The organism is Streptomyces lavendofoliae, from assembly GCF_014649735.1.
GTDB classification, from domain to species: domain Bacteria; phylum Actinomycetota; class Actinomycetes; order Streptomycetales; family Streptomycetaceae; genus Streptomyces; species Streptomyces lavendofoliae.
The window spans coordinates 1-7,610 of the sequence record NZ_BMTP01000042.1 but is presented as its reverse complement, the minus strand read 5'-3'; the positions used below and the strand labels follow the sequence as shown (position 1 = coordinate 7,610).

7 protein-coding genes are annotated in these 7,610 nt (G+C 68.5%); 2 read left to right on the top strand and 5 right to left on the bottom strand.

The window, feature by feature from the left end:
• Nucleotides 1–154: 154 nt before the first annotated feature.
• The 5 genes from IE109_RS32570 to IE109_RS32555 all read right to left on the bottom strand — a co-directional run bounded on the left by IE109_RS32570 (nt 155) and on the right by IE109_RS32555 (nt 4,833).
• Nucleotides 155–481 (bottom strand): hypothetical protein, encoded by a 327-nt coding sequence (locus IE109_RS32570; protein WP_189554969.1) that lies wholly within the window; start codon nt 479–481, stop codon nt 155–157.
• A 103-nt stretch (nt 482–584) separates the two neighbouring features.
• The gene (locus tag IE109_RS32565) at nt 585–1,580 is read right to left on the bottom strand and encodes an AraC-like ligand-binding domain-containing protein (protein WP_229891877.1); all 996 of its coding nucleotides are present in this window, start codon (nt 1,578–1,580) and stop codon (nt 585–587) included.
• Entirely contained in the window at nt 1,495–2,457 is a 963-nt protein-coding gene (locus IE109_RS33630) for a hypothetical protein (RefSeq protein WP_229891876.1), read from the bottom strand. Before IE109_RS33630 ends, IE109_RS32565 begins: the two co-directional genes overlap by 86 nt.
• Nucleotides 2,457–4,037, bottom strand: a complete 1,581-nt coding sequence (locus tag IE109_RS32560; protein WP_189554967.1) for a putative type IV secretion/conjugal transfer ATPase — start codon at nt 4,035–4,037, stop codon at nt 2,457–2,459. Before IE109_RS32560 ends, IE109_RS33630 begins: the two co-directional genes overlap by 1 nt.
• Before the next feature lie 7 nt (nt 4,038–4,044).
• Nucleotides 4,045–4,833 carry an SCO6880 family protein gene (locus IE109_RS32555; RefSeq protein WP_189554966.1) on the bottom strand — a complete coding sequence of 263 codons (789 nt, stop codon included), beginning with the start codon at nt 4,831–4,833 and terminating at the stop codon, nt 4,045–4,047.
• A 793-nt stretch (nt 4,834–5,626) separates the two neighbouring features.
• On the opposite strand from IE109_RS32555, the gene IE109_RS32550 reads away from it, so the two are divergent.
• Both IE109_RS32550 and IE109_RS32545 read left to right on the top strand, forming a co-directional pair.
• Nucleotides 5,627–7,243 (top strand): AbfB domain-containing protein, encoded by a 1,617-nt coding sequence (locus tag IE109_RS32550; RefSeq protein ID WP_189554965.1) that lies wholly within the window; start codon nt 5,627–5,629, stop codon nt 7,241–7,243.
• A gap of 84 nt (nt 7,244–7,327) precedes the next feature.
• On the top strand, nt 7,328–7,610 hold a 283-nt coding region (locus tag IE109_RS32545; protein ID WP_373297813.1), incomplete at its 3' end, for a hypothetical protein.

Sequence of the window (7,610 nt, the reverse complement as noted above, 5' to 3'; positions counted from 1 at the left end):
CGGCCTCCGAACGGGGCTTCCTCGACGCCCATCTGCTGGCCCGCCGTTCGTAGGTCCTGCCCGGTAATACCTGCCGGACGGTCGGCGCACCTCCGGACTGCCAGCTCGGCGGACGCTCGCTGATCCGACGGGAATTGTCAGACAGGCCCTAGTCCTAGCGGTAGACGTAGCCGTCCCAGACATAGGCGTCGTCGCCGAATCCGACGCTGTCGTCTAGTCCCCACCACTGGTTGCCGGCATCGCTGACGCAGTCCCAGGAGACCGGCCACGAGCCGGGTCTGGTGACGTTGAGGTAGCCGACGACACGGGCTTTGCCTGCGGGCTCGGGCGAGTGCACGGGGGTGTTCGCCACGAACGTTATGGACCTGGTGTTGATCGGGAAGCATCCCCAGGCTGGCGCGGCGCTCGCGGTGGCGGGCGCGGTGCCCGTGGCGGCGGCCAAGACCACGGTGACCACTAACGGCCTGATCAGGTTTTTCATGCCTCGTCCCTCTCATCGTGTAGCCGTCAAGCAAAGGTTTCCAGTCGCCCAGTGCTTGGTTTTGGGCTCTCACGATGCCTGACATGTCAGCGCCCAGTCCTTGTCAGTCCGCGCAGGGGTGTTGGAGATCCGCGCACGCCTCGGCCGGCAGGTGCCTGTAGTCGCGAGGCGGGATGCCGTAGGCGGCTCGGAAGAGGCGACTGAAGTTAGCCGGGTCGGTGAAGCCCCAGCGTGCGGCGATGGCCTGGATCGGCCGGGCTTGGAGGCGGGGGTTGACCAGGTCGAGGCGGCAGCGTTCTAGGCGGCGATGGCGTATCCAGGCTGCTGGCGAGGTGCCATCGGCGGCGAGGAGCTGCTGGAGGTGGCGCAGGGAGATGTGGTGGGCGTCCGCGATCGCCTGGGGAGTCATGGCCGGGTCGGCCAAATGCTTCTCGACGAACGCGTTGATCTGGATCCGCAGGGCGGTCTTGCGGGTCTCCGGGGTCAGTGTCTCCTCAGCCTCCAGGCAACGGGCGATCACAGATGCCAGGAGGTCCAGGGTGACCGAAGCGAGGGTGGGGATGTCGGTTGGGGTGAACTCCGTGGCGCGTGCGTTGAGGTGGGTCAGCCAACGAGTAAATACCCCCGCCATGCCGTGGCGCCCGTTGACCGGGACGGCGAACAGGCCTTGCGCCGCCTTCTCCGGCAGTGGCAGCAGCGCACGAGGAAACTGCACGGTCACATGGGACCACCTGTCCGGAACAGCGCGAACACCGCCGCGGTAAGGGCGGCTGCTGTCCAGGACCGCCAAGTCACCGGTGCGCAGCGTCGTGTCACTCCCGTCTACCGAAACAATTCCCTCTCCACTGAGAAGGTAGTTGATCAGGTACACCTCAGGGTCGGACTGCCGAATCAGCTTTGCCGTTCGCGCGATCTCCAGATGCGAGTAGGCCAGCGCGGACACCTGAAGCTCCCCCAAGTCCAGGACTCGCATCTTGGCGAGGAAGTCCTCGTGGTCCTCACTGTGCAGCCGGTTACGCATGTGCGACTGTGATGTGGTCTCTTCCCACAGCGCGAACCGCTCCGGTGCTTCCACAACCTCCGTGGTGAACTCCGTCACCAGCACTTCCCAGCCCCCCTCGTAGCCGGTTTCCCCCGGAATTGAACCTGGCAGGGGGAGGTGTAGGCGGTCCAGCAGCACTTCGGCCACATGTGCCGTCACGCGTCTCCTCGGCGGGCCCCGCAGTACGAGGAGCTGCTGCTGGAGCATCCGCTGCTGTTCCCCGACGGGCGCCTTCCAGGGTCTCGGCCTGGGCGATCATGTCCCACCACATCTCCCGCTCGGCCTGGGCGACGCCCTGGGTGTCCAGGACCCTCGTGTGGCCGATGCGGGCGCGGGAGGCGACGGTCGCGGCGTAGACGTCGGCCTGGTTCGACGCCATCAGCAGGCTGGCCGGGGCTCCTTCGGCGACCGGGATGGCCAGGGACGTCGACTTGCCGGCGCGCGGCGCCATGATGGCGACGTAGGTGTCCTCATCGGAGCCGCGCAGCTCCACCCCGGAAGGCAGGTGGTCGCCGAGCAGGACGCCCCGGTCACGGGCCTCGATCTCCTTGGGGCCGGCGTCCTTCAGGGAGGCGCGCAGGCGGGTCGCGGTGCGGGCGGCGTGCTTGGGGGTCAGCTCGCGGACCTGGTGCGGGGTGGCGAGGTGGGAGGGGTTGCGGAACCAGCGGAAGGTCACGCGCAGGCCCCACACGATCAGGGCGATGACCGCGACGTCGAGCAGGACGGCGCCGATGGCGGAGGCGGTCGGGGAGCCGGTCCAAACCGCGTTCCAGTCGCTGGCCATGCGGTAGATGGTCAGCGGGGAGGCAGGAGCCGCCTGTTCACCGGTCAACAGCGCGCCGGCGGCCGCTCCGGCCCAGCTGGTCGCGGACAGGGTCACCGCGCCGCCGAAGACGATGCCGCCGAAGGCCCACGCGCGGTCGTTGTCGGGCATCATCGGCTGCCACCTCCCGTGGTGGTCCGGCGCCGGTTGTGGTCGGTGGCGTACAGCCGCTGCTCGGTGGGGGTGAGTTCGAGCGCGGCCGCGATGCCCGGCCGGGTGCCGAGCTTGATCAGGTACTTGCCACGGCCGGGGTGGCGCACGGTCTCCTCCTCCACCGGGGCGTCGCCGTCATAGGTGGGCGCGATGTCGAGTCCGGTGGACGTCGCCGACGCCCAGGAGCTGACCATCATGACCTCCTGCTCGGTCAGCATCCGCTTGCCGGTCACCCGCCCGAGTTCCTCCTCGGTGCTGCCGCCCAGCACCCAGGTGTCGCAGCGGTCCATCAGGCCCCGTGCCTTGGCCCGGTCCATCTCGGTGGGCAGCGCCTCGACGTCCAGGAGGCTGTGGGTGACGGAGATGGTGACGTCGTCGGTGGTCCGGTTGAGGCGGGAAATCGCGTCCATCGCGTCGACCAGGCCCGGCCCGGAGCGCAGAGCGCGCCACATCTCGTCCATGGGCAGCACCGGCTTGCGGTCCATCAGCCCGATGCTGCGGGCGGAGTCGATGGAGCTGTAGGTGTAGGCCCAGGTCGCGATCATCCCGGCGCTCACGACGTCGTTGCCGCGGGCGCGCAGGGCGGAGATGTCGACCGAGACGGCGGGCGCGTTGATGTCCAGCGGCGTGATGGTGGGCCCGTCGAACAGGCCCTTGAGGGGGCCGCCCACCAGGTTGTCGAGCCCGGCGATGACCGACCGGGTCAGGTCCTGGTAGCGGGCTCCCTCGGCGGCGAGCTTGACCCGCAGGTCTTCCGGCGCGGCGCGCAGGACGTCGACGACGTCGCTGATGATGGGGTCGCTGCCGGCGTCCTGGGCGGCGGCGGCGAGCAGGACGGCGGTGTTCAGAGCGCTGCGCTCGATCTCGTCCGGGGTGCGGCCCAGGCCGTGCTTGGTGGACAAAAGCGCCACCAGCGTCTCCAGGCGCCGGCCGTTGAGGACGTCGAGCAGCGCCTCGCGGCGGTCGGCGGGCAGCGTCTTCACCCGGCCCTTCAGCGGGCCTGAGTCGAGCGGGTTGATGCGGCCGATGCCGTCGCCGATGCGGACCACCGCGCCGCCGAGCTCACTGATCAGCTGGCTGTACTCGCCCTTGACATCGCCGGGCACCACGCACATGTGCCCGTAGGCGGAGTACACCAAGCACACCCGCTTGACCAGCGCGCTCTTGCCCGCGCCCGGCTGGCTCATGACCCAGACGCCCGGGTCGGTCGTCAGCTTGCCGGTCCAGCCGGAGGGGTCGAGGCACACCAGCTCGCCGGTCAGCACGTCCCGGCCGACCGGCACGCCGCGCGGCGGCAGCCCGGAGCCGAGCAGGAAGAGGTAGATGCCTCCGGCCTGGGAGGTGGGGCCGGTGTAGACGGTGCCCGGGTCCTCCACCGGGACGCGGCCGCCGAACCTGCCGCCCCATCCAAAGCGCGGGGCGAAGCGGGACCGCAGCTTCTTCTGCGCGCGGCGCTCCTCGCGGCTGGGGGCCTGCTCGGCCACCCGGATCACGCGCCGGGGCGTGGTGACCTCCGGCGCCTTCGGCTTACGTGCCATAACTCGTTCAGTCCTTCACCAGGGGGCTGTAGACCAGCGGCAGCCCGGCGGCAAAGACCGCGGCCTGGGCCCCGTAGGCCGGGCGCATGCGGATACCGCGGGTCGTCTTCACCGCGCGCTCCAGCTCCTGGCGGGCGGCGGGCAGGTCGGCAGTGTGGGCGGTGACGGTCACCATGAGCGTCCAGTCCACGACCTGCGAGCCGCCGGCCATCTGGGCCGCGGCCTGCTCGGCCTTCTGGAAGTCGGCCTTCTGCGTCCACTTCGCGCGGCCCTTGACCTCAGCGGTCGCCCGGGCCCGCTGGTGGGCGTGGCTGATCTCCCGCTCCAGCACCGCCTCGCCCTCGACGGGGTCGAGCACCCGGTAGACCAGGGTGATACGCCGCTGGAAGCGGCCCGGCGCCAGCAGCGGCAGCAGCACGCTGTAGGCGATCGGGCGGCGCGGCATCTCCCGCAGCACGTAGGAGACGGAGATGCCGCCGTCGTGCGCGTACTCCTCCCACCCGTCATCGGCAGCCTGCGGCCCGCACTCCGCCCACGACAGCTCCTCGAGCTCCTTGTCGCGCGCGTTGAAGACGTCCGGGTCGTAGGCGGACCGCACCAGGCGGCGCAGGTCAATGTCGGTGGCACGCCGCTCGATGTCGGTGCCGGTGCCCGACAGGTCGATCGAGTCGGCCACCTTCAGCGCCTCGGCGACCTGCTCGGCCAGATCGGTCGGCGGGTTCGCCGACGCGCTGGGGTCGACCGTGACCGACATCCACGGCGCGACGCTGGCGGTGGCGTGCGGCGTGGTGCGCACCAACATTCCACGGCTGAAACTGTGCCTACGGAGGCTGACATCGAAGCGTCTTCCCAATTCTTCCTCAGCCCGGGCTACGTCCCGCCGACGGCGTAGAAGGGAGTCATGCGAACCATCGCCGTACATAGATGCGACTTGGCCGGTTCCTGGCACGGATAGGTACGTAGAGTCGCTCGTTGCGGCCCAGGATCCCAACACCACTCCATCGTCCGCTGCGGCTCGGGAGCCGGGGAGCAGCCCAGCAGTGCCGGACATCTCCCGACAACCTTTGGCGGAAAATGATCATTAGTTGGCAGAAAATGATCATTGTACCCTGCATGATTCACTGGGTAGGGTTTGGGCGACCATCTTGAACGGGGCGCAAGCGGAGGGGACCGGCGAAGTACTGACCACACTTCGTTGAGCCGTGGGCACCCCAGATTTGCCTGTCGGGGGGAACTGTGAGCCGCAAGTGCCTTATTGGCATGCCCAGGATGCGGGAAGTCGAGTCGAATCTCGGATTTCCCGGAGTGGGCTCTGACGTGAATCTATCCGTCGCCTGAAGCTCACACTCAGCTTTTTCGCCGAGAAGGCCGCATTAAGTCGATCCGCCCATTCTCCTAGCGGCCTGTAGGCAAGTGACCCACTCATACGGCGACTGCGAACGAGAACGGGAGAGCCTGGCCAATTTGTGCTCATAAGTAGCACACACCTGTTCAGCCTTCACCCCTCCACGACCGCAACTCTGAATTTTCCCGAGTTCGGTGTCGTTCTTTCGGCGACGCACGAATCCAACTGCAACGAGAAGTAACAGATGACTTTCATGCTCAAACGGCGGGGCGTGCCCCACATCTTGCTTACCACGTCCGCTCTGGCGGCCATGGCGTGCTCCGTGCTCCCGAGCGCAGCAGTGGCGGCCGACCGCTTGCAAATGACGGACATCGCGACTCGAGCGGCAGGCATCGGGACGACGGATGTCCAGCGTGTCGAAGCCGCGGCCGTGGTCCGGCTCGACCCCACCCCCGAGGTACTCCTGCTCAGCGACTATGACTTCATCCACGCGCTTTGGGAGAAGGCCAGCGACGCGGGCGAGAAGCTGGAGATGGTGCGCACCGCCGCTGAGAAGGCCATGAGCAGCACGGTCAGCGAGGACCATGTGCAGTACATCGCCTCAGGCATCCACGAGGCGTACCGGCTCGACCAGCAGCGCCAGCGGGAGAAGGCTGAGGCCGAGCGGGCTGCCCGGCTAGCCAAGTCCCAGGTTCTGTTGACCATCGGCATCACCAGTACCCCAGATCTTCTGGCCCTCAGTGACGACAACTTCATCCGGGCCGTCGCCAGGCATGACGCGTCCGGTCCCGAGGTGCGAGCCGCGGCGCTCCAGGCGCTGGCCGGAGAACCGGCGGACTGGCACGAGTTCATCGTCAATGGTGCCCGCGAGGCCCACCGGCGGGACGTCGCCAAAGAGTTGGAGGACCTGAAGGAGAAGGACAGGAAGGAGGCGGAGCGCCGGAAGGAGATCGCGGCCAGGGAGAGGACTGCGGCGCTGTTCCGCATCAAGCCCTCCGAGACCATGCTCGCCCTGACCGACGACAATTTCATCCGCGAGCTTCTAAGGATGGCTGCCGCAGACCTGCACGGCACCGAGCTGTATGCCGAAGGACAGCGCGCCATCTCCAGCACCGATCCGGTCGTGTGGAAGGAGTACATCCACACTGGTGCAGGGGCCGCGTACAAGCGTGACGACGAAAACCGGCGCAAGAAGCTCGCCGAGGCGAACCGTAAGCTCGCGCTCCAGATCCAGGCCGCCGCGGAAAACGGCGCAGTCAACCCCCACCTGGTGGCCGCCGCCAAGAAGGCGCTGGCCGGCAGCGACGACGACGTGGCCCTTTTCCTCAAGGAAGACACCCAGTACCGGCTCAAGCGCCAGTCTCTCCGGGTGCTCAGCGGCGGCTCCGAGTACGCACGCCAGTCCACCGCAGACGGCGGCAAGGTCCTCCTCAACGACTCGATCGAGTCCACCAGCCCGCTGGCGGACCGCGAGGACGCCACCTGGGTGGTCGTGCCCTCCCTCGGGAGCCGGGCTGGCTGCTACTCGTTCGAATCCGTGCGCAAGCCCGGCCACTACCTCCGCAGCGGCAAGGCCGACAAGAACGGTCTGCGGGTCGACATCGCCGCAGACGACCGGAGCGCAGCCTTCCGTAACAGCGCGACATGGTGCCCCCGCCCGCTGAAGACCGGATCCACCGGAATCCGAAAGGGGATCTCGTTCACCCAGCCTGCGGGTATCACGACCAACTGGCTGGCGCCCACGGTGAAGGACGTCTACGCGCGCACGGACTTCACGTTCCCGCTCCCCGGCGGCGTCCCGGGCGAGGCGCAACCGGTCCGCACCGCCACCTGGCAGGTCGTCATGCCGCTGGCGCCCTGACCGGCACCGGCCGGCGCCGGGGCGAATCACGGCCCTCTCACACACCCGACCAGTCGGTGTGTCGACTCATTGAAGGAGTTTCCCGTGAGGGAAGGATTCCGGCGCAGAGCCGGAAGAACCCACGGCCGGGCACCCGGCCTCCTGGGCCGGGCGGTATCCACCGTCCTCGCCCTGGCCGTCCTCGGCGGTCTGGCCGGGGAGGCCGGCGCAGCCACCCCGGCCGGCCCCGGCGGCATCGTCCGTACGAGCTTCCTGGCCAGCGTACCGGCGGCAGCGGCCAGCAGCCCTCCCCCGCCCGCCGTCTCGGAGCTGGATCGGATCAGCGACGAGCGGGACCGGCAGCTGGTGGAGGACTTCGCGGAGTTCG